This is a genomic window from Shewanella algidipiscicola (assembly GCF_900380485.1).
GTDB classification, from domain to species: Bacteria; Pseudomonadota; Gammaproteobacteria; order Enterobacterales; family Shewanellaceae; genus Shewanella; species Shewanella algidipiscicola.
In genome coordinates, this window is the sequence record NZ_OXJV01000002.1 from 1 (window position 1) to 21,819 (window position 21,819).

The 21,819-nt window shown below is 48.3% G+C and carries 20 protein-coding genes and 2 rRNA genes; 8 read left to right on the forward strand and 14 right to left on the reverse strand.

Annotated features, from left to right (window positions below; translation table 11 throughout):
- Positions 1 to 164 (reverse strand): 23S ribosomal RNA (locus DN599_RS06250); the annotation flags it as partial.
- Between the two features lie 340 nt (positions 165 to 504).
- Positions 505 to 2,047, reverse strand: a 16S ribosomal RNA gene (locus DN599_RS06255).
- A 565-nt stretch (positions 2,048 to 2,612) separates the two neighbouring features.
- Here DN599_RS06255 and DN599_RS06260 point away from each other — a divergent pair.
- Positions 2,613 to 3,170, forward strand: a complete 558-nt coding sequence (locus DN599_RS06260) for a gamma carbonic anhydrase family protein (protein WP_110456816.1) — start codon at positions 2,613 to 2,615, stop codon at positions 3,168 to 3,170.
- Here the strand turns inward: DN599_RS06260 and DN599_RS06265 are convergent.
- Together DN599_RS06265 and aroE are read right to left on the reverse strand one after the other, a co-directional pair.
- Positions 3,167 to 3,436 carry a DUF1488 family protein gene (locus tag DN599_RS06265; protein ID WP_110456817.1) on the reverse strand — a complete coding sequence of 90 codons (270 nt, stop codon included), beginning with the start codon at positions 3,434 to 3,436 and terminating at the stop codon, positions 3,167 to 3,169. The genes DN599_RS06260 and DN599_RS06265 overlap by 4 nt on opposite strands.
- 58 nt (positions 3,437 to 3,494) lie before the next feature.
- Complete coding sequence (aroE, locus tag DN599_RS06270; RefSeq protein ID WP_110456818.1) at positions 3,495 to 4,313, reverse strand: shikimate dehydrogenase; 819 nt, start codon at positions 4,311 to 4,313, stop codon at positions 3,495 to 3,497.
- A gap of 188 nt (positions 4,314 to 4,501) precedes the next feature.
- Here aroE and DN599_RS06275 point away from each other — a divergent pair, with 188 nt between their 5' ends.
- Positions 4,502 to 4,930 (forward strand): group II truncated hemoglobin, encoded by a 429-nt coding sequence (locus DN599_RS06275; RefSeq protein ID WP_110456887.1) that lies wholly within the window; start codon positions 4,502 to 4,504, stop codon positions 4,928 to 4,930.
- A gap of 52 nt (positions 4,931 to 4,982) precedes the next feature.
- Here DN599_RS06275 and hemF read toward each other — a convergent pair whose 3' ends face one another.
- The 6 genes from hemF to DN599_RS06305 form a co-directional block, all read right to left on the reverse strand.
- Positions 4,983 to 5,900 carry an oxygen-dependent coproporphyrinogen oxidase gene (hemF, locus tag DN599_RS06280; protein WP_110456819.1) on the reverse strand — a complete coding sequence of 306 codons (918 nt, stop codon included), beginning with the start codon at positions 5,898 to 5,900 and terminating at the stop codon, positions 4,983 to 4,985.
- A 70-nt stretch (positions 5,901 to 5,970) separates the two neighbouring features.
- A complete protein-coding gene (gene tsaC / locus DN599_RS06285; RefSeq protein ID WP_110456820.1) occupies positions 5,971 to 6,528 on the reverse strand; it encodes an L-threonylcarbamoyladenylate synthase type 1 TsaC in 558 nt (185 codons plus the stop codon).
- A 104-nt stretch (positions 6,529 to 6,632) separates the two neighbouring features.
- The gene (locus tag DN599_RS06290) at positions 6,633 to 7,196 is read right to left on the reverse strand and encodes a DNA topoisomerase family protein (RefSeq protein WP_110456821.1); all 564 of its coding nucleotides are present in this window, start codon (positions 7,194 to 7,196) and stop codon (positions 6,633 to 6,635) included.
- A gap of 151 nt (positions 7,197 to 7,347) precedes the next feature.
- The gene (locus DN599_RS06295) at positions 7,348 to 7,821 is read right to left on the reverse strand and encodes a DUF494 family protein (RefSeq protein ID WP_110456822.1); all 474 of its coding nucleotides are present in this window, start codon (positions 7,819 to 7,821) and stop codon (positions 7,348 to 7,350) included.
- Between the two features lie 2 nt (positions 7,822 to 7,823).
- Positions 7,824 to 8,843 (reverse strand): DNA-processing protein DprA, encoded by a 1,020-nt coding sequence (dprA, locus tag DN599_RS06300; protein WP_110456823.1) that lies wholly within the window; start codon positions 8,841 to 8,843, stop codon positions 7,824 to 7,826.
- A gap of 84 nt (positions 8,844 to 8,927) precedes the next feature.
- The gene (locus DN599_RS06305) at positions 8,928 to 10,013 is read right to left on the reverse strand and encodes a LysM peptidoglycan-binding domain-containing protein (RefSeq protein ID WP_110456824.1); all 1,086 of its coding nucleotides are present in this window, start codon (positions 10,011 to 10,013) and stop codon (positions 8,928 to 8,930) included.
- Between the two features lie 138 nt (positions 10,014 to 10,151).
- Here DN599_RS06305 and def point away from each other — a divergent pair, with 138 nt between their 5' ends.
- The 5 genes from def to DN599_RS06330 are packed head-to-tail and all read left to right on the forward strand — an operon-like array spanning position 10,152 to position 15,817.
- Positions 10,152 to 10,664 (forward strand): peptide deformylase, encoded by a 513-nt coding sequence (gene def, locus DN599_RS06310; RefSeq protein WP_110456825.1) that lies wholly within the window; start codon positions 10,152 to 10,154, stop codon positions 10,662 to 10,664.
- 7 nt (positions 10,665 to 10,671) lie between these two features.
- Positions 10,672 to 11,646 carry a methionyl-tRNA formyltransferase gene (fmt, locus tag DN599_RS06315; RefSeq protein ID WP_110456826.1) on the forward strand — a complete coding sequence of 325 codons (975 nt, stop codon included), beginning with the start codon at positions 10,672 to 10,674 and terminating at the stop codon, positions 11,644 to 11,646.
- Positions 11,646 to 12,926, forward strand: a complete 1,281-nt coding sequence (rsmB, locus tag DN599_RS06320) for a 16S rRNA (cytosine(967)-C(5))-methyltransferase RsmB (RefSeq protein ID WP_110456827.1) — start codon at positions 11,646 to 11,648, stop codon at positions 12,924 to 12,926. The genes fmt and rsmB overlap by 1 nt, the downstream gene beginning before the upstream one ends.
- A 9-nt stretch (positions 12,927 to 12,935) precedes the next feature.
- Complete coding sequence (trkA, locus tag DN599_RS06325; RefSeq protein WP_110456828.1) at positions 12,936 to 14,345, forward strand: Trk system potassium transporter TrkA; 1,410 nt, start codon at positions 12,936 to 12,938, stop codon at positions 14,343 to 14,345.
- Positions 14,346 to 14,374: 29 nt separating this feature from the next.
- On the forward strand, positions 14,375 to 15,817 hold the full coding sequence (locus DN599_RS06330; RefSeq protein WP_110456829.1) for a TrkH family potassium uptake protein: 1,443 nt from the start codon (positions 14,375 to 14,377) through the stop codon (positions 15,815 to 15,817).
- A gap of 8 nt (positions 15,818 to 15,825) precedes the next feature.
- On the opposite strand, the gene rlmF is transcribed toward DN599_RS06330, so the two are convergent.
- Positions 15,826 to 16,902, reverse strand: a complete 1,077-nt coding sequence (rlmF, locus tag DN599_RS06335) for a 23S rRNA (adenine(1618)-N(6))-methyltransferase RlmF (RefSeq protein WP_420820855.1) — start codon at positions 16,900 to 16,902, stop codon at positions 15,826 to 15,828.
- 167 nt (positions 16,903 to 17,069) lie between these two features.
- Positions 17,070 to 17,432: a flagellar basal body-associated protein FliL gene (locus tag DN599_RS06340; RefSeq protein WP_239473246.1), complete on the reverse strand. Its 363-nt coding sequence runs from the start codon at positions 17,430 to 17,432 to the stop codon at positions 17,070 to 17,072.
- A 217-nt stretch (positions 17,433 to 17,649) separates the two neighbouring features.
- On the opposite strand from DN599_RS06340, the gene DN599_RS06345 reads away from it, so the two are divergent.
- The gene (locus DN599_RS06345; RefSeq protein WP_110456831.1) at positions 17,650 to 18,222 is read left to right on the forward strand and encodes a chorismate--pyruvate lyase family protein; all 573 of its coding nucleotides are present in this window, start codon (positions 17,650 to 17,652) and stop codon (positions 18,220 to 18,222) included.
- 3 nt (positions 18,223 to 18,225) lie between these two features.
- Here the strand turns inward: DN599_RS06345 and DN599_RS06350 are convergent, their stop codons facing one another.
- Positions 18,226 to 20,835 carry an immune inhibitor A domain-containing protein gene (locus DN599_RS06350; protein ID WP_110456832.1) on the reverse strand — a complete coding sequence of 870 codons (2,610 nt, stop codon included), beginning with the start codon at positions 20,833 to 20,835 and terminating at the stop codon, positions 18,226 to 18,228.
- Positions 20,836 to 21,099: 264 nt separating this feature from the next.
- The gene (locus tag DN599_RS06355) at positions 21,100 to 21,702 is read right to left on the reverse strand and encodes a YhgN family NAAT transporter (protein WP_110456833.1); all 603 of its coding nucleotides are present in this window, start codon (positions 21,700 to 21,702) and stop codon (positions 21,100 to 21,102) included.
- Between the last annotated feature and the right edge of the window lie 117 nt (positions 21,703 to 21,819).

The window sequence follows — 21,819 nt, forward strand, 5'->3', positions numbered from 1 at the left end:
ATGTATTCATGTTGTGATACATGCTTATGCATGTGGGTTTCCCCATTCGGACATCGTTAGCTCAAATGCTTGTTACTAGCTCGCCAACGCTTTTCGCAAGTTACTACGTCCTTCATCGCCTCTGACTGCCAAGGCATCCACCGTATACGCTTAGTCACTTAACCATACAACCCAAATGAGTTTCACAAGGAAACCAACTCTTTCAAGCGGGTAAGCTTGAATGTTGTATCGCAACTAATGGTGTTTACTTTCGCCAAAAGAATACTCATGAATTATCATTACAATAATTCGGCACTTGATTTAAGTGTTTGAGAACTCAATTTTAATTTTCGCGTCAATGCTACAAATAANCACGTACAAGTACGCCATTATCCCTTTCACATTAACACTATCAGCTTTCCAAATTTTTAAAGAACAAGCATCGCCGTTAAGACGTGCCACCTGCTCTAACAAGAACAAGTTATCTGTGTGAACACTCAGCAAACATTAAGTTAGTCGTATAGGTAAGGAGGTGATCCAGCCCCAGGTTCCCCTAGGGCTACCTTGTTACGACTTCACCCCAGTCATGAACCACACCGTGGTAAACGCCCTCCCGAAGGTTAAGCTATCTACTTCTGGTGCAGCCCACTCCCATGGTGTGACGGGCGGTGTGTACAAGGCCCGGGAACGTATTCACCGTGGCATTCTGATCCACGATTACTAGCGATTCCGACTTCATGGAGTCGAGTTGCAGACTCCAATCCGGACTACGACAAGCTTTGTGAGATTAGCTCCACCTCGCGGCTTTGCANCCCTCTGTACTTGCCANTGTAGCACGTGTGTAGCCCTACTCGTAAGGGCCATGATGACTTGACGTCGTCCCCACCTTCCTCCGGTTTATCACCGGCAGTCTCCCTAAAGTTCCCACCATTACGTGCTGGCAAATAAGGATAAGGGTTGCGCTCGTTGCGGGACTTAACCCAACATTTCACAACACGAGCTGACGACAGCCATGCAGCACCTGTCTCAGAGTTCCCGAAGGCACTAAGCTATCTCTAGCGAATTCTCTGGATGTCAAGAGTAGGTAAGGTTCTTCGCGTTGCATCGAATTAAACCACATGCTCCACCGCTTGTGCGGGCCCCCGTCAATTCATTTGAGTTTTAACCTTGCGGCCGTACTCCCCAGGCGGTCTACTTAATGCGTTAGCTTGGGAACCCAGTGTTCAAGACACCAAATTCCGAGTAGACATCGTTTACGGCGTGGACTACCAGGGTATCTAATCCTGTTTGCTCCCCACGCTTTCGTACCTGAGCGTCAGTCTTTGTCCAGGGGGCCGCCTTCGCCACCGGTATTCCTTCAGATCTCTACGCATTTCACCGCTACACCTGAAATTCTACCCCCCTCTACAAGACTCTAGTNTGCCAGTTCGAAATGCNATTCCCAGGTTGAGCCCGGGGCTTTCACATCTCGCTTAACAAACCGCCTGCGTACGCTTTACGCCCAGTAATTCCGATTAACGCTTGGACCCCTCGTATTACCGCGGCTGCTGGCACGAAGTTAGCCGGTCCTTCTTCTGCGAGTAACGTCACACCTAAACGCTATTAACGCTTAAGCTTTCCTCNTCGCTGAAAGTGCTTTACAACCCGAAGGCCTTCTTCACACACGCGGCATGGCTGCATCAGGCTTGCGCCCATTGTGCAATATTCCCCACTGCTGCCTCCCGTAGGAGTCTGGGCCGTGTCTCAGTCCCAGTGTGGCTGATCATCCTCTCAGAACAGCTAGGGATCGTCGCCTTGGTGAGCCATTACCTCACCAACTAGCTAATCCCACCTAGGTACATCCAATCGCAGAAGGCCCGAAGGTCCCCTCTTTTCCCCCGTAGGGCGTATGCGGTATTAGCAGTCGTTTCCAACTGTTATTCCCCTCGACTGGGCAGCTCCCTAGGCATTACTCACCCGTCCGCCGCTCGTCAGCAAATTAGCAAGCTAATTCCTGTTACCGCTCGACTTGCATGTGTTAGGCCTGCCGCCAGCGTTCAATCTGAGCCATGATCAAACTCTTCAATTAAAGTTTTGGTGAAACCCGAAGGTTTCGGCTCAATGAATTCTGATTCCGTTTCAAAGACTCGGAAGAATCTTAAAAACGTTGTACATATTGCTATGAACACTCATTGTTACATTGATTTAATTCTTTGATTGCCAACCCGAAAGTTAGGCAATTTCGATTAACTCAACACCTGTGAGTGTCCACACAGATTTCTTGTTTCATCTTGTTAAAGAGCGTTGCTAACATGAGAGAATCAATCTTTCATTTAGCGGCCGTTGACGCTAGGTCTTTGGCTTAGGGATGCGTATTCTACACTTCCCGTTGTTTCTGTCAAGTGATTTTTAATAAGCTTTTCAACTTGTTCACTTTAAACTCAACTTGCTGATTCACTGCATTCATGTCGCTTAGCGACGCTGTTTGCCGTGTCAGTGGGGCGCATTATAGGGCGTTATCAATTACGCGCAAGGGCTTTTTTAAAGAAAACTATTACTTTTGCACTGTTTGAATGCTTTTTAGCCTGACTAGCTACTTTTTACCCATTATACTGCTAGATTCTCGCTATTTTAGCCGTGTTAAGGACTACCCAATGGCAAATTGTTTACGATCTTATAAGGGTATCAGCCCGCAGTTTGATAACAGTGTCTATATTGACCAAGCTTGTGTATTGGTTGGCGACATTTTTTTAGATACCGATGCTAGTGTTTGGCCTTTAGTGGCAGCTCGTGGCGATGTGAACCACATAAGAATTGGTAAGCGCTCAAATATTCAAGACGGCACTGTATTGCACGTGACCCGTAAATCGGCCGCGCGTCCGCAGGGTCATCCGTTGATTATTGGCGATGATGTCACTATTGGTCATAAAGCCATGCTGCATGGTTGTCAGTTGGGGGATCGTATTCTCATTGGTATGGGAGCGATTATTCTAGATGGGGTGATCATTGAAGATGATGTGATCTTGGGAGCGGGCTCTTTGGTTCCTCCTAATAAGACGCTTGAGAAAGGCCACCTTTATGTGGGAAGCCCTGCGAAAAAGATCAGAGCCTTGACCCAAGATGAATTGAACTTCTTACCACAATCGGCCGACAACTATGTGCGGTTGAAGAATGAGTATATAGAAGAAGCGCTACAGAACTTACCGACTTAAATTGAATTAATCACTAAACAGCCCTGCTCATCGACCGCTTCCCGGTCGATGAGCTCTTGTGCTGTATCCTCTATATCGAAGCGAAATTGTTCAAACAGGTCGATAGCCTGCTGAGGCTGACCCCCTTCCGTGCCTGATAATGTCTGCAGTACCGCTAGGCTAATATAACAGTCGATCGTCATCCCTTGTTGCTGCGCGACAAAATGAATGGCGCTGCGCTCTGCATCCCATTGGCAACTGTCGCTAAATATGACGCTTTGATTCATGCCCTACCCTTTACCACTTTAAAAAATTACTAAATTACAGGTTTTACTGCGCCTAGTGCTAGCTTAATTGCTCGCGCAAGCTAGCGAGTACTGGGATAACATCAGGTTCGACTCCACGCCACAAGGCAAAGCTTATAGCCGCTTGGCCGACAAGCATCCCGAGACCATCAATCACTTGCTTGGCACCTTGCTTCCGCGCCCACAGATTAAAGGCGGTAAGCTGCTTGGCATACATCATGTCGTAACAAGCGGTATGAGTACCGACTACCGAGCTTGGTAATGCAGGAGCTTCACCGCTTAGGCTCGATGATGTGGAGTTAATCACCAGATCAAAAGGCTGCTCTAGCTCATCTAGTCCCTTAACCTGAATATCGCCAAAGGGAGCAAATAGCTTGGCTAAAGCGATGGCTTTCTCATGAGTACGATTATGGATAACTATTGAGTCGATGCCACTATTCAGTAAAGGAAGGATAGAGCCTCTTGCCGCACCACCAGCCCCCACGAGTAATACTTTCTTGCCATGAAGCTTGCCGAGATGACGCTGCAGATCGGCAACCAGCCCGATGCCATCGGTATTGTCACCTCTTAATCGACCGCCTTTTAATACGCTTAAGGTGTTCACTGCGCCAGCCAGTTTGGCCTCTTCGCTAAGTTCATCGCATAAGGCAAAGGCCTGCTCCTTAAAAGGCACGGTAACATTGGCCCCTTTGCCACCATTAGCAATAAATTGCCGTAAACAAGACTCAAAGCCATCGATTGGCGCGAGTATCGCTTCATAACTTACTGCTTGCCCTGTGGCTGCGGCAAACGCTTGATGAATCGCGGGCGATTTACTGTGACCTATTGGATTACCCAATACGGCATATCTGTCTGTCATCGATTGACTCAGTTTTTTGACGATGGCATCAGTCTACCCATGGTTTATCTGTGAATCAAAGCCAAAAAACCAAGTGTTACTTATTTATAAGCTGCCATTGAAGCGCTAAAGGCGCTGGTTGATCGCTTTGAACGAATAAGCTAGTGTGCGCTACCTATAACAAGGCTAAGGTAGTGGCAATTTTGGCAATGAAGTGGTTAACAAAGTTAATATCTAAAAAGCAGGAGCAACGAGATCCACAGCAGTCGAATGCTTACGATCGTATCGGTGGTGAGAAAGTCATTGCGGCATTAGCAAAACAGTTTTATGTGCAGATGCAGAGCAATCCTGAAACTCAGGCGCTGTTAGCGATGCATCGCTCACCTATCGCCGAATCGGAGCAGAAACTGTTTGAGTTTTTAAGTGGCTGGCTAGGTGGCCCACCGCTGTTTGAGCAAAAATACGGTCATCCTGCTCTTAGGGCAAGACATATGTCTTTTGCTATCGATAGTGACATGCGCGATCAATGGTTACTGTGTATGAAACGCGCTATTGAGCTAGAGATTAAACAGCCCCAACATAAAGAAGCCATCTATCAAGCCATATCGACTCTTGCCGACCATATGCGTAATCGATAAAGATGACGTAATAACCCACAAAAAAGGAGCTTATTAGCTCCTTTTTACTGTGTTACTTAGCGCCTAACCAATCTCTTGGCGCGAGGTAATCGCTATAAAGCAGCGCCTCTGGACTACCCTCTTCAGGGGTGTAAGCATATTGCCAACGCACTAATGGCGGCATAGACATCAAAATAGACTCGGTACGACCACCGGTTTGCAGCCCAAATAAGGTGCCTCGGTCATACACTAAATTAAACTCGACATAGCGCCCGCGACGATAAAGCTGGAAGTTACGCTCGCGCTCACCATATTCAGTGTCTTTGCGGCGTTCAACTATAGGCGCATAGGCGTTTAAAAATCCCTTACCCACCGCTTGCATAAAGGCAAAGCTCGTATCGAAGCCTTGCTCATTGAGATCATCAAAGAACAAGCCACCAACACCACGGGTTTCGTTGCGATGTGGCAAGAAGAAATAGTCATCACACCATTTCTTGTATTTAGGATAAACATCATCGCCAAAAGGCTCACATAACTCTTTGGCACTTTGATGCCAACCAATGACATCTTCTTCAAACGGATAATAAGGAGTGAGGTCGAACCCACCACCAAACCACCATACTGGATCGGCGCCCTCTTTTTCGGCAATAAAGAAACGAACATTAGCGTGTGTGGTTGGGATATAAGGATTTTTGGGGTGAATAACCAATGACACGCCCATCGCTTCGAAACTACGGCCCGCCAACTCAGGACGATGCGCCGTGGCCGATGCAGGCATGGCGGCTCCCGTCACATGGGAAAAATTAACCCCGGCCTGTTCGAACACTTGTCCATCGGTCATCACACGACTGGTTCCGCCGCCCCCCTCTTCTCGCGTCCAAGAGTCAGCAATAAACTCAGCCTTACCATCGAGGCGCTCTAAACCTGCGCATATCTGCTGTTGCAGACCGAGTAGGAATGCTTTGACCTCACTGGTAGTTGGCTTACTCATATTTAGTCCTTGTTATGGTTTTATCTGATTCAACGTAAAAGCAGTTTTATCTCAAAATCTTGCCGCTGTTTTATCTCAAAATCTTGCCGCTAATGGCATCGATTATCGTTGAGGGCTTTAGCTCACGGCCTAACTCGCCTGTAACCAGCGCATCGATTTTGCCATCAAACTGCAAAATCACCTCTGCTGCCGTCATCGCAGGATCTTGGCCCGTCAAATTGGCGCTGGTCGAAACAATGGGTTTACCCAGAGCTTGGCATAAGGCTTGTACACCGGGATGATTAGAGACCCTTACCGCCAATGAATTAAATTGGCCGCAGAGTAACTGAGATAAGTTAGGTTTAATGGGCATGATAAAGGTGAAGGGCCCAGGCCATTTGTCGAATGCTTGTTGCAACTGCTCGGCACCAAGCTGCGATTCGTCAATGTAGGGCTTTAGCTGTGAAAAATCGCTAGCCACTAAGATCAGCCCTTTTTGCCAAGGCCTTTGCTTTAATTCAAGCAACTTTTGGATGGCGCTGTCATTATCAGGATCGCAACCTAAGCCATATACCGCCTCTGTTGGGTACGCGATGACACCGCCTTGTAAAACAACATCAACTACCGCATGGGGATCTTGCTGCAACATTTAGCCTAACCTTCTCGTCGAACTTATTTAGACGCATTATCATTTTCAATGAGTCGAGATTATACAGAGATGGCTAATACTGACAACGCTGTAAACATAAGCGCCTATAAAGGGCGTTTATATTTACATGCCTTTTGCGGGCATTCCACACGCATACCGGCCGCGCCTTTACGCTCGACCAAGATACCAAACCCACAGTCAGGGCAGGTTTCTGCCACTGGAGGATAATTGACTAAGAATTTGCATTTAGGGTAAGCGCTACAGGCGTAAAATGTTTTACCGAAACGACTGGTTCTATGCTCTATGACTCCCTTTTTACAACTGGGACAAGCAATCTGCGCCTGCTCATCGTCATGATCATGCTTTTCAATATGAGTGCACTCGGGATAACGAGTACAGCCGATAAAAATACCAAAACGACCGGATTTAACCGCTAACTCAGCACCACAGTCAGGGCATTCAGACCCCTCAATGACCTGACTCTCTATCGACTCATGATGCACCAATGGCCGAGTGTAATCGCAAGAGGGGTAATTATTACAACCGACAAACCCACCATGCTTACTGTTTTTTATCGACAACTCACAGCCACACTTAGGGCAGAGTTCATACTCTTTTTCTAACGCGTGCTCGTGAGAGCTAAACAGTTGTTGATCTATTTTAGACATGCTTTCCTCAATGGGCGCTGTTGCTGATATTCAGGTATTTTAATCCCTAGGGTATGATGTTAATCAATGATCATCTGCCACTAAACCTATGGTGATTTAAACTCAAAAAGGAGGCTATCGCCTCCTTAATGTGTTGCCATTGCTATGTCGATTATGAATGGAACCGACCATCTGGCTGCTCAAAAATCAGATCTTCCATCTGCTCATAGGCAGATTCGTTACCTGGCACATTAAATAATACCATTAAGATAACCCACTTGAGATCTTCTAAAATCAGTACAGGTTCATCCAGTTCCATGACGCGATCGATCACCATCTCACGGGTTTCGACGCTCAATACTTTTATCTGCTCTAAAAACAGCAGAAAGCCTCGACATTCGACATCGAGTTTTTCCATCTCATCTTGGGTATAAATACGAAATGACTGCTGATCATGATTGCACAAATAGGGCTGATCGCTTTCTTGCAATGAAGCCAAATGCTCTAACCAAGACAAGGCCTTGATAATTGCAGACTGATGAAAACCAGCGCGGGTTAACTCTTGCGTCAACTCATCCTCGTCGACCAACAGCTCAACTTCACCGTGAACATAGTTTTCAAATAGATACATGAGGATATCAAACATGGCTAGCTCCTCTTAAGTCTTATATAACCACCGGGTACCGCTGAAACCCAACCTTGCAGTTCAAGTTCAAGCATTTGCTCTAGTACTAGCTCTATCGTTTTTCCACTATGTTCGACCACCACATCTAATGGTGTGGCCTCATAACCTACACTAGCTAACAGTGAGGTAAATGGCAAATCAGAAGCTAACTCCCCCCCTATATGGTGGCGACGATGCAACTCTTCAAGGTGGAAATTCGATAAAGGTGCCAGCTCTTCAATAATATCGGCCGCACACTCGACAAGTTTGGCACCATCACGCAGTAAATCATGACAACCTTGGTGATCGCCGGCCAAAATATTCCCCGGCACAGCAAACACTTCTCGCCCCTGCTCTAATGCCAACCTAGCGGTGATTAACGAACCACTTTTACGCGTGGCCTCAACCACGAGTACACCTAACGACAGGCCGCTAATTATACGGTTACGTTTAGGGAAGTTACCAGCATAAGGTTTCATATCTGGCCAAAACTCACTGATCACGCATCCTTGCTGCACAATCGCCTGATATAACGTCCTATGGCGCTTAGGATAAACCACATCGACCCCAGTCCCCAGCACGGCGACCGTAGGCCCCTTTACATCAATCGCCGCCTGATGGGCCGCACCATCAATACCTGCAGCCATGCCGCTTACTACAGCAATGTGTGCATGGCTCAGCTCGGTTGCCAATTGGTAGGCGGTTGAAAGCCCCGTTTGAGACGCAGCACGACTGCCTACAACAGCAATACTTGGATGCAGTAAAACAGTTGGTGAACCTTTAACAAAAAGTAAAGGAGGAGGATCTGTGATATCGAGCAGCAAACTGGGATAAAGCGGGGAAGTTTGACAAATAATATGATGATTATCGGCTTTAGCCAGCCAGTTGAGCGCCGCTTCGACACGGTTAAAATCAGGCGCAAACGAGCGGTTAAGCAGCTGCTCTGGCAAAGGTAGTGCATGTGGTTCATGCTCTACCCTATGCCTGAGCTCCTCTACTTCCATGTAGTTTAATAATTGTTTAATCCGAGCGGGTCCAAGCCCAGATACCGCACAAACAACTAGCCAATCGACCAGTTTGTCGTCTATTTATTCACCTTGTAATAACGTGTCGGGTTGCAGCAACTTGTCGTTCACCCGCACTGGCTTTTTATTGAGTAAAATCAATCCAAGACTCACCTTGTCAAACACTTTAAACACCATGAGTTTGCCATGATAGATATCAGGCATCTTAATTTCGTTATCGGCAGAGAGACTTGAAAGAAGGTCTTCATAGGTGCTGCGATCTTCAGGTTTTACCGGCATCCCATCGCCGTCGATCACTATGCCTTGGCCATCTCTGAAAATTGAATATACGTGACCGGGCTCGACACCACTGTTACTGCCTTGATCGAGATACACCACATCGAGTTTACCCACTTCACGAAGATTACCTTCAGCAGCCAATACCGAAGCGGTCGTTGTCGCGGCTTTAGGCATAAAGTAAGCCGACATTAACGAGTCATCATCAATAGGTAAAATACGGTAACCCGCTTTGGTCTCTCGAATATTACTCAACAAACGGACTTTTGATATTGGACCAGACTCGACCACACGACCACTGGCGGTCATGATCACCTCTTGGCCTAAGTTATCGCCCGACTCCTGCGCCACAAACTGACGTCCAGGCGCATACACGCCCAATTTATCACCCACGATAAGCTCAGCTTGAACATAAATAATGTCATTAATAATGTGATGCTTAGATTCACTTTCTCCCCCCATTACCATGGGTTGTTGCTCAAACCAACGGCTATCAACCACTCGGTTTTGTACTAGATACGCTTGGATTAAGGATAAATCAATCGCCGGAATGGCACCATCTTTGGCCATGATGCGCCCTTCAGGGCTTTTACGCACATGGGGTTTAACCACTAATCTGGGTTCACCATCGATAAAGACTAACGTCAGCCTGTCACCAGGATAAATTAAATGGGGGTTGGCTATTTGTGGGTTTGACCCCCACAATTTAGGCCAACGCCAAGGATCATTAAGGAAGTGTGCCGAAATATCCCAAAGGGTATCGCCTTTCTTTACTATGTAGGAGTCAGGATGACCAGACTTCAATGTCAAAGTATCAGCGAAGATAGAGGAACAACTTAATATCAATAAACCGAGTAAAATTAGTCGTTTCATGGGGGGTATCCATGCTGTTTGCTCTTTAAATAGAGCTTTTGCTGTTATTGAATGCCACTAAGGATTAAAATTAATCTATTAGCTTGAGTCAGTATAACTAACTGGCTCAAATTTGACAGACTTGTTAAGAGTTTATGTATGAGCTTACTAAAAGTATTACGTTTTCCAGATGAACGCTTACGCACTATTGCGGAGCCAGTGACAGAATTTACCCCCGAGCTGCAAACACAGATCGATGATATGCTCGAAACCATGTATGAAGAAAAAGGCATCGGGCTAGCGGCCACCCAAGTCGACTTTCATAAGCAACTAATAGTCATGGATCTACAAGATGATATAGAGCGACCCAAAGTCTTTATTAATTTAGAAATTCTCGAAAAAAGCGGTGAATTTACCAATGAAGAGGGCTGCCTATCGGTACCTGGGATTTATGCTAAAGTCGATCGCGCCGAGTATGTAAAAATAAAAGCCCTCGATCGCCATGGTAACGAGTTCACTTTAGAGGCTGATGGGCTATTTGCTATCTGTCTGCAACATGAACTTGACCACCTCAATGGCAAGTTATTTGTCGATTATCTGTCGCCCCTGAAACGGCAGCGCATTAAACAGAAGCTTGAAAAAGCCGCCCGTCTCGAAGCCAAGCAAGGATAAGTTGCACTTGAAACCACTCAATATCATTTTTGCGGGCACGCCAGACTTTGCTGCCCGCCACCTACAAGCGCTGATCGAATCTGAGCACAATGTCATCGGGGTTTATTCTCAACCTGACAGACCCGCAGGGCGCGGTAAAAAGCTGCAAGCAAGCCCAGTGAAAGCATTGGCACTTGAGCACAATATTCCGGTGTACCAACCTAGTAGTTTGCGCACACCAGAGGCACAAGCTGAATTGGCCTCATTGAATGCCGATATCATGGTAGTGGTCGCCTACGGATTGATTTTGCCGCAAGTGGTACTCGACACACCACGATTGGGTTGTATCAATGTACACGGCTCAATACTGCCTCGCTGGCGAGGTGCAGCGCCTATCCAGCGCGCACTTTGGGCGGGCGACGGCGCCACTGGCGTGACCATAATGCAGATGGATATTGGCCTAGATACCGGTGACATGCTGCTTAAAACCCATCTGCCCATCGAAGATAGCGACACCTCGGCGACCCTCTATGAAAAGCTCGCTCAACAAGGGCCAGGTGCACTGATTGAAGCGCTAGCAGGGATAGCTCAAGGCACGCTCATTCCAGAGCCACAAGATGAGACTCTGGCCAATTACGCTGAAAAACTCAGCAAAGAGGAAGCGCTGCTCGACTGGAGTAAACCTGCCGTACAACTGTGGCGTGAGATCCGAGCCTTTAATCCTTGGCCAGTAAGCCACTTCAATCATATGGATGCCAGCATTAAGGTATGGCAAGCCGCCGTTGGAGAGCATTCAACTGACGCCTTGCCAGGGACCATTTTAGCCGCCGATAAACAAGGTCTTACCTTGGCGACGGGTGACGGGACCTTAGTGCTACAAACCATACAGCTCCCAGGTAAAAAAGCGCTGCCTGTGGCCGAGATCCTAAACTCTCGCGCCGACTGGTTTACTCCCGGCACTCGACTGCACAATGGCGCAGACAACCTTGAGGCTAACTCGTGATGAATTTACGCGCGTTAGCGGCCAAAGTGATTTTTCAGGTACTGGAAAAAGGCGTGTCATTGTCAGTCGCTCTGCCCGAGCAACAGCAGAAACTGAGTAGCGCTAAAGACAAAGCCTTATTGGCCGAACTCAGCTATGGCGTGATGCGTCATTTGCCTCAGTTAGACAAACTAGTGAGCGATTGCATGAGCAAGCCGATGAAAGGCAAGCAACGTATCGTCCACCAGCTGCTATTAATTGGTTGCTACCAACTGTATTTCACTCGTATTCCAAGCCATGCGGCCATTTCAGAAACCGCCGAAGCCTGTCGACAGCTTAAATTCGATGGTTTAGTCAAAGTGGTTAATGGTGTATTGCGTAACCTACAGCGTAATCAAGCACCACTGCCAACCGATAACGACACCCTGGCCTTTAATACGCCGGCGTGGCTGATCAAACGCCTTAAAGCAGCCTATCCAGACACTTGGCAACAGGTGATAGAGCAGAGCCATCAACGTCCACCTATGTGGCTGCGTAATAACGCGTTATCACAAACGCGCCAGCGCTACCTAGAATTACTCGCTGAGCAAGAGATTGGTGCCACTGCAGGCAACAGCGACAACGCCATTTTACTGGACAGCCCTAAAGATGTGGCCCTACTGCCCGGCTTTAGCGACGGCGCAGCATCGGTACAAGATGGCGCAGCCCAATGGGCGGCGACCTTACTGGCACCGCAGGCCAACGAATTAATACTCGATGCCTGTGCCGCGCCCGGGGGCAAAACCTGTCATCTGCTAGAAATCGAAAACAGCATAGATCTCGTCGCCGTAGACTTTGACGCCAAACGACTCGAACGGGTACAGCAAAATCTAGACCGTTTGTCACTGCACGCCAAGGTGATCCACGGTGATGCCGCCAATATTGACTCGTGGTGGCAAGGGGACAAATTTGATCGCATCTTACTCGACGCCCCCTGCTCCGCCACTGGCGTAATACGTCGTCACCCCGATATTAAGTGGCTTAGGAAACAAGCGGATATCGAAGAGTTAGCCACGCTGCAATCACAAATTTTAGATCACTGCTGGCAGTGGCTAAAACCGGGTGGCACACTGCTATACGCAACCTGCTCTATTTTGCCGCAAGAAAATGCCGAGCAAATCAGTGCCTTTGTGGCCAGAACGGCGGACGCCACGCTCGAGCCCATCACGCAGCAGACTCATCGCGACGATATCGGCTGGCAAATCACGCCAGGACAAGACAATATGGACGGGTTTTATTACGCACGTCTGCTTAAAGGGTAACGTTAGTTTATGAAAATTATCATATTAGGTGCAGGGCAAGTTGGCGGTACATTAGCCGAAAACTTAGTGGGCGAAAATAACGATATCACTATCGTCGATAACGACAGAGAAAGATTGCGTTCCCTACAAGACAAGTACGATCTTCGCGTTGTACTCGGTCATGGTGCCCACCCCGGCGTACTCAAAGACGCGGGAGCCGAAGACGCCGATATGTTAATTGCAGTAACCAATAGCGATGAGTGCAATATGGCCGCCTGCCAGATAGCCTATTCACTTTATGGCACCCCGACGAAAATTGCCCGTATTCGCTCAGAACAATATCTTGCTCTGCGTGACAAACTGTTTATTAACAGTGAAACCAAAAACAGCGAAAACCGCCCACGTGGCGGCTTTATTATCGATGAACTCATCGCGCCAGAGCAGCTGGTCACCTCCTACATTCGCCGTTTGGTCGAATACCCGGGGGCATTGCAGGTACTGGAGTTTGCCGAAGGGCGCCTAAGCTTAGTGGCAGTGCGCGCCTATTACGGTGGCCCGTTAGTCGGTAATGCATTAGCGGCACTGCGTGAGCACATGCCAAATATTGATACTCGGGTTGCGGCTATCTTTAGGCAAGGCCGCGCGATTATGCCGCGCGGCACCACGATTATCGAAGCCGACGACGAGGTCTTTTTCGTAGCCGATAGCCGCCATGTACGCGCGGTGATGAGCGAAATGCAAAAGCTCGATAACAGCTATCGCAATATCATGATCGCCGGCGGGGGCAACATAGGCCTAGGGTTAGCGAAACAGTTGCAGCGCAATCATTCGGTCAAACTGATTGAGCATCGACAAGATCGCGCCGAAGCGCTATCAGAAAAGCTAGAAAACACCACGGTATTTTGCGGTGATGCATCAGACCAAGAGCTGCTGCTTGAAGAACATATAGATCAAACTGATGTCTTTATTGCCGTAACCAATGACGACGAAGCCAACATCATGGCAGCACTGCTGGCTAAACGTATGGGCGCGAAAAAGGTGATGGTGCTGATCCAGCGTGAAGCCTATGTTGATATTGTGCAAGAGGCCAATATCGATATCGCTATTTCACCCCAACAAGCTACTATTTCGGCACTGCTTACCCATATTCGTCAAGGGGATATCTGTAACGTTTACTCCCTCAGACGTGGCGCAGCTGAAGCCATTGAGGCCATTGCCCATGGCGATCCCAGCACCTCTAAAGTGGTGGGTAAACAGATTGGCGAAATCAAACTTCCCCCGGGTACAACCATAGGCGCCATTGTAAGAGATGAAGAGGTCTTGATGGCCCACGATAGAACCATTATCGAACAGGGCGACCATGTCATCCTTTTCTTAGTCAATAAGAAGTTTGTCGGTGAAGTTGAAAAACTGTTTCAACCTAGCGCCTTCTTCTTTTAATCGTATCTTTAACTCAGCGGCAGCTCAATATGCTTAATATTCGGCCATTACTGTTCATATTAGGTGTTTTTCTGTCGACGCTGACCGCCTTTATGTTTATCCCGCTGCTCTTCGCCCTATTCTATGGTGAAGAAACAGTGGGAGCCTTTATGATCGCCTCATTGGTTACCGGCACTTGTGCAAGCGCCTCGATGCACCAAGGACACAGAGACAAATTGCGTCTTAATATACGCGATATGTTTCTGCTCACCAGCCTCACCTGGCTGATTGTTAGCTTGTTCGCTGCCATGCCTTTTACCCTGTATCACGGCATTAACTACACCGACGCGTTCTTCGAAACCATGTCGGGGATCACCACCACAGGCTCGACGGTACTATCTAACTTAGACACCATGGATCACAGCATCCTTATCTGGCGATCACTACTGCAGTGGCTCGGCGGCATTGGCTTTATTGTAATGGCAGTGGCTATTTTGCCCTTCCTTAACGTCGGTGGCATGCGACTATTTCGTACCGAGTCATCAGACTGGGGCGAGAAAGCCGTGCCCCGCACGCAGAATATGGCCAAACAGTTATTTTTTGTCTATGTGGGGCTGACTGTAGCTTGTGGCGTCGCCTATCACCTCGCCGGGATGACCTGGTTTCAGGCCATAAACCACGCCATGACCACCCTTTCGACTGGCGGCTACTCTACCTCCGACAGCTCGATGGCGGCCTTCTCGAACTCGGCGCATTGGGTTGGCACTCTGTTTATGGCAGCGGGGGGACTACCGTTATTAATGTTTGTGCATTCGCTGTCGCAGCGTTCGGTAAAAATATGGGATGATGATCAGGTTAAAGGCTACCTATTATTTTTGCTGTGCGTCTCTTGCAGCCTCGCCTTTTGGCTTTGGCAAGGACACGAAATGACGCCTATCGATGCCTTGCGCCTAGCCAGCTTTAACGTGGTTTCCGTAGTCACCACCACAGGTTATGGCCTCACTGACTATACCGCCTGGGGAGCGTTAGCCAACGTTGTCTTTCTGTTTTTAATGTTTGCCGGTAGCTGCTCGGGATCGACATCGGGGGGAATTAAAATTTTCCGCTTCCAAATTGCCATCTCCATCATGCGCGAACAACTTAAGCAGCAGTTCCACCCTAACGGCATCTTCAAGGAACGCTACAATGGTCGCGCTATTAGCGAAGATATCATACGTTCACTAGTCACCTTCGTACTGCTGTTTATGCTGGTTATCGTGACACTGTCGGTCATACTCGTGATGACAGGGCTCGATCCGACCACCAGCTTTACTGGTGCGATCACCGCTGTGACCAATGTCGGCCCTGGGCTTGGGCCTGTCATCGGCCCCGCGGGAAACTTTGCATCACTGCCAGATGTGGCTAAATGGGCATTGGCGATCGGCATGTTACTGGGGCGCTTAGAAATTTTGACCGTGGCCGTACTATTCCACCCGCATTTTTGGAAATATTAACCTCAGTCTTAGCCGCGAAATTTATGCCACATTTGTCGCTGGGGTGGGGTGAGAAAGCTCCACGCCAATACCCGCGTTAGCTTATTGCCTTGGGTCATCTCTATGGTTTTCACCGTGACGGCGCCGAGCCGTTGCAGCGCGTTATAGCAAGGCGTTACGTTCTCTTTTTTAGACACTAAACTGCTAAACCATAAGCATTGCAAGGCAAAGGTTTTACTCTCATCGATCATATCCAATAAGAACCTCAGCTCTCCCCCTTCACACCATAACTCCGCCTTCTGACCACCAAAGTTAAGCTTAGCCGTAGGCTTGCTGGCCGATGTTGCGTGCCCTTTAGCAAGACGGTTGGCAGCAAGGTTCGCCAACTTGCGCTCACTACCGGCAGCGGCCTGCGCCAATGAGGCATGAAATGGCGGGTTACACATGGTTAAATCGAAGCGCTCCTGTGGCTTGATAACGCCATTGAAGATGGCCTTGGGTGTGCTCTGCAGACGTAGGTTGACCTTCCCCTGTAGCGACGGGTTACGATCAATAATAGTGTGTACATTAGCTATCGATAGGGGATCGATGTCGCTGGCCACGAAACGCCAGCCATAGGTTTGTGCACCTAAAATAGGATAGATGCCATTAGCCCCAGTGCCTATGTCTAACACCTGAATTTTTGTGCCTTTCGTTGGTTTAACTTGAGGACGGTTTCGATGTGTATCCGCTGTACTGTCCTCGGCTAAGAGATCGGCTAAGTGGTGCAGATAATCGACCCGCCCCGGGATGGGGGGACACAAAAAACCGGCAGGGATATCCCAATAATCGATACCGTAATGCAACCGAAGTAAGGCTAAATTCAAAGTTTTAACCGCCTGTTCATCGGCGAAATCGATCGACAAATTACCGTAAGGATTCGGGCGTACAAACGGACTTAGCTGCTCCGTCTTGGCGCTCAAGGCGTTAAAGTCATAGCCATTACCATGCACGTTTCGCGGATGAAGCCCCTTGCCACCTTGAGCCTTGCTAGCTGGCATCTGGTTAGGTTTTTTATGTGATGATAGCGTCTTTTTCACTAACTTAGCCTTATTGGTTGGCTTAATCTAGCTCGATTTCGCCGATGTTGGTTTAGATTTACGGTGGGCACTTGGGGGGGGATTCGTCGCGTGCCAAGGTTTATCAGGCAGAGTCATAAGCCATTACCATTAAAGAGGTGTCCACGCAGGATAGGCTACGTGGCCACAGACAATGCTGAGTTAACTAACCGCAGTCAGTCATACAGATATTTGGTAAACAACATATTGACGACCAAAGGTTTACCCACCTCTTGTTGCAATAGTCGATTGACAGCCTCATAGCACTCTCGACGGATCTCCTCTTTGCCCACTAATGATTTCACCTTGTCTTCTGTTTGAGCGCCTAATATCTCTAAAATTGCCGCTCGCAGCAAGGGATCGTGATGTTGCAACACCACGAGGTCTTCTGGGGCTTTAACCATCAGCTCGACGCTAATTTTAACAAAGCCAAGTTTCTTGCGATTGGAGATATAGTTGGTGACAATATCGGGGGTAAAGCCGTAATAAGCATAAGTATCGACAACATCATCTTTGGCGGCAAAAGCGCTATGGCTCATGCTACAGCTCGCCAACAGTAACAGTAACAATGCAAACTGTTTCATCTTTGGTGGGTACTCCCTAATTGTTTAAGCTCGCCATTGTCAGCTGAAGCGGCTTTGTCTTGATTCTATTGATACTCAATTATCGCCACATTTTGCCAATACTTTAATTACCGACATCATAGTTCCAGCATGATAAACTGCTGACGTTTGGGAGTATAGTACCGAGAATCCAATGAGTGTAACGAAATTAAGCTTTCCCTATGGTGAATCTCTTCACTGGTATGCCGCTGATAAGATTCCGCACCTGCCGCCTTCTCCCCTCAAAGATTGGCTACTCGCCCCGGGTAGTTTAACCCAAAAGCTTAAGTCTCACTGCGGTCAATTTGAGGTAAAAGTCTTGGGTGAAGATATTCTCAGCCCCTTCGCAAATGAGATGCCACAGCAAGAACAGGCCTGGATTAGAGAAGTACTACTGTGCCTTGACGGTTTACCTTGGGTCTTTGCCCGCACACTAGTCCCCGGCGGTATGCTCGACAATGCTCAGTCTGACTTTTTAACCTTGGGTAATCGCCCCCTTGGCGAACTGCTGTTCAACAGTGGTGAGTTCATGCCAGGTAAAATTGAAGTGGGTCAGTTTAACGCCTGCAGCAGCTTAGCCAAGCTTATCGAGTCCCTGCACCAAAGCAGTGAACATACGCTCTGGGGCAGAAGGCGTTATTTCAGCCATAACGAGCAGCAGCTTATCGTCAGCGAAATCTTTTTACCGGCGGCGCAGCGCCTTATCGAACAACATAGACTCGAATAACCCTTATTGCTGCTTACGCCCACAAAATCGATAACCGAGCAATAATAACAACGACAGCGCCATCCAGCCCAAACTACCACCGCCGCCAGAGTCGGAACCGGTATCGTCATCACGGATCGTCGCCACGATAACCGTTTGCGTCACACTCGATTGATTATTGCTGCCATCGGTAACCGTTAATGTCACCTGATAGCGCCCAGTATTGGCGTAGGTATGAGTAGGAGAGATATCGGTACTGCTACTGCCATCGCCAAACGCCCACACATAGCTAAACGGCCCACTGCCACCGGATGTGGTATTGCTAAACGCGACCCTTAACTCGGTCGCCACATAATCAAAATTAGCACTGGGCAGGTTGACAGATTCACTGCGGTATTCAAACCGCACCCTAGCAACGCTAGAATCTACTTGCTGTTCAATAACCTCCATAGTGAGCCCTAATACTGGTAACACTAAACCTGACTGTGGTTGTAAGGGCGCACTGTAATCACGGCGATCATCGAACAAACTGATAGCCGATAGGTGATTGTCATTAAAATAGCGTGATTGATTGAACATGCTGAAAGTCGCATCGCGGATCTGCACTTGCGTGGCGGCGTTGCCAATTAAGTTTTGATCTGCGTCCACCACGCCAATCAAGCCTCTGCCCGGATGATTGCTGACGTTGTTATCGACCTCACTCAAGTTTTCCAACCATAACAGCACACCGGGCTCATAATCGCGACTGGCCAATCCGGCATCGAGACCATTATGGCTGCGAAGTTGCACTAGGTAACGGCGCTCACCACCGGGGCGATTGTTATCAATTCGCACAAACCCCCCGGTTAACTGCATCACTCCGGCAGCTTCTGCGCCATCGAAATAGAGGCGATTATTACCATCAAATAAACCAATATCGTCAACCACCAAACCATATCCACCCACAGCTTCATCTGTGCGGTACACAATACTTAGTTGCCTACCCGTACTGCCAGCGTATCCAGAAACATCAAACGTCAAGTCGACCCAATTATCCACGCCCTCAGCCGCGCCGATATCCGCCGATGTGCCGGTGATAATATTGGTCGCACCATTAATCCCATTACTGGATCGAGTGTAATTACCCTTAAGCACTACACCATCGATCATCACCTGAGCATAATCATAATTAAGCTCAATATCCCAATGCGCCTTCATCTTAAGGGTCAAATTATTACTTGCTGGAAAATCGATATTCACCGCTGCCGCGGTACTCAGTAAATTGCCTTGATTGGAATAGTATTGATAAGCGCCAGAATAGGGCGCCTTAAAGGTAATATCGACCGCGGGTAGCCTCAGGGCAATTTGATTGACTTGGTCATAATTAACCGCCTCGACAAGGCGCACCTCTTGACCACCAACAGGGATGCTGTCGAGATCGACTTGTAACTCTCTCACCCAGTTACCCCGATATTTATCCTGTAGATAAGAGCGAGCATAGGGACTAAAACCCACAGGCTGGGTACCAGCAAGTTCACCCGACCAGCTGCCACTCGACATGATCGACCAATCCCCCACTGGCGAACCATCGCCAGTGTTGGTGGTGTCATATTCATCGGGCAAACCCAGTGCATGGCCAAACTCATGCACGACAACGCCAGCGGCGGCATCTATGGGCTGAATCGTATAGCCAAACACTTTCTTGTTAGTGCCGGCAATGGCATATCCTGGAGCACCGGCGTGATAGACAAAATAACGATGCGACCAAATGGCATCGCGCCCCAGCACGCCACCCCCCGCCTCTTCACCAATACTGGAGTGAAACAGCATCACATGATCGATATCACCATCGGCCTCATTAAGATTACCATCGCCATCCAGATCATATGGGTCTTCCACGTCATAGGTGTCGATTTCGGCTGGAGTCATATTAGCTAAGGCCTGCGTCACCGCCTCTTTAACTAATTCAGGCACGGCTTGATCGTTATCACTATTATTGGGGTCATTTTCACCATAGTAAGCCGCATTTTGGCTAGCGGTATACCAGCCCTTAACGTTACCCGTAAAAAATAAACTGCCGCCAGAAGCCGCTTGATAATATTGATAAGCACTGATGAGGTTTTGCCCCTGCGGCCCAGCAAAGCCCGAGGTGGAAAACATCAGATCTTGATAATGAGCCCGCGGATAACTGGGATAATACATGCTGGTATCGCCAGCAGATAAGCGATTGTTGTCGTAGGGTAGATCGGGGAAATCAATCAAGATACCTAGCACTTTAACGGTTTTACTTATATCCGTGTCGGCGCGGGCGGCGGCAAAACTCATGGTGCGAGTGGATGGCTGACTCTTAGATCGCAATCTTTGCTGGCGCTCAAGGCGGCTCAAGATAACAGCCGTATTCTGCGGGTAGCCCTTAGCTCTGGCCGTAAAGGCCGCAAGCGCATCACGGCGCTCGGCGTCACTGGCATCACTGGCCAATTCACCTCGTTTGACCAGCCAATAGAGAATGCGCTGCTGATTGATCACCCCTGCATCGGCCAATCCCCCAGAAGCATCGCCACCGCGCACGAGCGGGGCGGCAAAGCTACTTGAAGCCAGCAAAAGTCCTGCCCAAAAAAACGCCGAGAGTTTTCTTGCAACACACTGATACTTCATTGTATTCCCCCCACACCGAGCGGTAATAAATCACCACAGTCATGAGCTAATCTGCACCAGCAGATATGCCGTATAGATTGGTTTATAGTGTTTATTCTAGTCTGCTAGGCACTAAAAGGATCACTATCACAGCCAATACACCATTGTGACGCTATGGCAATGGTTAGGGGGTAGTAGACAAAAAGGGGATTAAATAGTCACAGGGCTTAGGGTACGCGTTAACACAAGGCTTACCACATTTGCAGGCAAGCCTTGATACTACAACTAGTTAACTTGCCCCGTGTGCGCCATATAACTGGCTATACCATCGAGGAACATCTGCACCGAAATCATCACCAACACCATTCCCATTAGGCGCTCGACAGCGGTCAGACCTTTGTCGCCCAGTAGCTTAGTGAACCCTTTATAGAAGAGTAGGATAACCGCACTGGCTCCCCAAGCACCTAACAAGGCGAGGGTCCAATCCATCATGCGGGTGCTATCGGTATGGGCCAATAAAATTAAGGCCGCTAATATCGACGGTCCAGCCATGAGTGGAATCGCCATTGGCACGATAAATGGTTCTTCGCCTGCAGCTAATCCCACCACGCCACCGGGTTGGGGGAAAATCATCCGAATGGCAATCAAAAATAAGATGATACCGCCAGCGATGCTCACCGACTCAGAACGCAAATTAAGGAAGTTCAATATAGCTTCGCCAGCATACAGAAACAGCAGCATAATGATCAGCGCAAAGATTAACTCCCTGATCAGGACTCGGCGCCGCTTCTTTGGCTCAATATGACGCAATATGGAGGCAAAAATTGGCAGGTTGCCAAGCGGGTCCATAATCAGAAACAACATTACCGCAGCAGAAAATATGTCCATAACTCAAATATTGGTCAAAAAAATTTAAGCCCCATTGTACAACTTATTCTCAATATTTATCAGCAAATAGCACAACAAATACAGGTTTTACACAACATCTTTAGCCCATGAGCTGCG

Coding starts and splice junctions, on each gene's coding strand:
- DN599_RS06275 (WP_110456887.1), top strand. CDS start 4,502: ATGAAGTGGTTAACAAAGTTAATATCTAAAAAGCAGGAGCAACGAGAT.
- hemF (WP_110456819.1), bottom strand. CDS start 5,900: ATGAGTAAGCCAACTACCAGTGAGGTCAAAGCATTCCTACTCGGTCTG.
- DN599_RS06260 (WP_110456816.1), top strand. CDS start 2,613: ATGGCAAATTGTTTACGATCTTATAAGGGTATCAGCCCGCAGTTTGAT.
- DN599_RS06345 (WP_110456831.1), top strand. CDS start 17,650: ATGAGTGTAACGAAATTAAGCTTTCCCTATGGTGAATCTCTTCACTGG.
- DN599_RS06350 (WP_110456832.1), bottom strand. CDS start 20,835: ATGAAGTATCAGTGTGTTGCAAGAAAACTCTCGGCGTTTTTTTGGGCA.
- tsaC (WP_110456820.1), bottom strand. CDS start 6,528: ATGTTGCAGCAAGATCCCCATGCGGTAGTTGATGTTGTTTTACAAGGC.
- DN599_RS06305 (WP_110456824.1), bottom strand. CDS start 10,013: ATGAAACGACTAATTTTACTCGGTTTATTGATATTAAGTTGTTCCTCT.
- DN599_RS06340 (WP_239473246.1), bottom strand. CDS start 17,432: ATGAGCCATAGCGCTTTTGCCGCCAAAGATGATGTTGTCGATACTTAT.
- DN599_RS06290 (WP_110456821.1), bottom strand. CDS start 7,196: ATGTCTAAAATAGATCAACAACTGTTTAGCTCTCACGAGCACGCGTTA.
- DN599_RS06355 (WP_110456833.1), bottom strand. CDS start 21,702: ATGGACATATTTTCTGCTGCGGTAATGTTGTTTCTGATTATGGACCCG.
- DN599_RS06265 (WP_110456817.1), bottom strand. CDS start 3,436: ATGAATCAAAGCGTCATATTTAGCGACAGTTGCCAATGGGATGCAGAG.
- DN599_RS06330 (WP_110456829.1), top strand. CDS start 14,375: ATGCTTAATATTCGGCCATTACTGTTCATATTAGGTGTTTTTCTGTCG.
- def (WP_110456825.1), top strand. CDS start 10,152: ATGAGCTTACTAAAAGTATTACGTTTTCCAGATGAACGCTTACGCACT.
- dprA (WP_110456823.1), bottom strand. CDS start 8,843: ATGGAAGTAGAGGAGCTCAGGCATAGGGTAGAGCATGAACCACATGCA.
- trkA (WP_110456828.1), top strand. CDS start 12,936: ATGAAAATTATCATATTAGGTGCAGGGCAAGTTGGCGGTACATTAGCC.
- aroE (WP_110456818.1), bottom strand. CDS start 4,313: ATGACAGACAGATATGCCGTATTGGGTAATCCAATAGGTCACAGTAAA.
- DN599_RS06295 (WP_110456822.1), bottom strand. CDS start 7,821: ATGTTTGATATCCTCATGTATCTATTTGAAAACTATGTTCACGGTGAA.
- rsmB (WP_110456827.1), top strand. CDS start 11,646: ATGAATTTACGCGCGTTAGCGGCCAAAGTGATTTTTCAGGTACTGGAA.